Source organism: Peribacillus sp. SIMBA_075, from assembly GCF_046534585.1.
Window position 1 is genome coordinate 1 of the sequence record NZ_JAWRYN010000739.1, and the last position, 267, is coordinate 267.

Below are 267 nucleotides of genomic sequence, written 5' to 3' on the forward strand. Positions count from 1 at the left end.
TGCTATGATAGAGGTGTCAAGAACAAATGAGAGGGCAGATAAAAAATGACCATCTACCGCTTTTTATTCGAAACCGCAACACGCCGATGGGTTGAAATCATCAAAGCGCCAAGCATGTTCGAAGCTGCAAAACAAGCCAAGCAACTGGCAACAAAACGCTCCAAGTCAATGTCCACGACCATTTCCTTCTCCTTTCATCACGCCACTTTGCGTTAAGAGAGTGAAAAATAAAGATATTTTTGAAACCGCTTTCTCCTTTGGGGAAGG

General features: G+C 43.4%; 1 protein-coding gene. It reads right to left on the reverse strand.

What is annotated here, in order from left to right; translation table 11 throughout:
• Window positions 1-53 precede the first annotated feature (53 nt).
• Complete coding sequence (locus SB775_RS30175) at window positions 54-182, reverse strand: hypothetical protein (protein ID WP_410864930.1); 129 nt, start codon at window positions 180-182, stop codon at window positions 54-56.
• Window positions 183-267 lie beyond the last annotated feature (85 nt).

Bases quoted from the DNA above. Each gene is read 5' to 3' on its own strand.
- SB775_RS30175 (WP_410864930.1), bottom strand. From the start codon at position 182: ATGGTCGTGGACATTGACTTGGAGCGTTTTGTTGCCAGTTGCTTGGCT.